Origin of the sequence: Leptospira alexanderi serovar Manhao 3 str. L 60, assembly GCF_000243815.2 — a bacterium.
GTDB classification, from domain to species: Bacteria; Spirochaetota; Leptospiria; order Leptospirales; family Leptospiraceae; genus Leptospira; species Leptospira alexanderi.
The window spans coordinates 1-376 of record NZ_AHMT02000028.1; the positions used below are offsets into that span (position 1 = coordinate 1).

Consider the following 376-nt stretch of genomic DNA (forward strand, 5'->3'; position numbering starts at 1 on the left):
AGTCAACAAACAAAATCTTTGTGATCCTTGCTCTGATCAATCTACTATTCCAAAAAAGATATAGCAGATATCTGTTTTTCACATTCAAGCACCGGCTAACTTCAATTAGTCGGTGTCTCTTTTTTTTATTCGATCTCCGTGAAGGTGTCATCTTATCATTTCTCCTTTTCAAGCAGCATTCCGGTTTTCCGGAGCCCGCTTTCTTCCTTTGGTGTGGGTTCTGCACTGGACGCAAGAATTTTCCAAATCACATTCCGATTGCGGCACCTCCGTCCACTCTCAAATATGTTCCTGTAATATAATTGGATTGATCGCTTAAAAAGAATTTCACAGCGTTTGCAATCTCTTGTTGTGTGCCCGGTCTTCGGAGAGGAAT

Annotated in this window: 1 protein-coding gene; it reads right to left on the minus strand. The window is 41.2% G+C overall.

The genetic code is table 11. The features are described from left to right. Positions 1-247: 247 nt before the first annotated feature. Positions 248-376, minus strand: a 129-nt coding sequence (locus tag LEP1GSC062_RS21590; RefSeq protein ID WP_020984134.1) for an SDR family oxidoreductase, incomplete at its 5' end; no start/stop codon positions are given.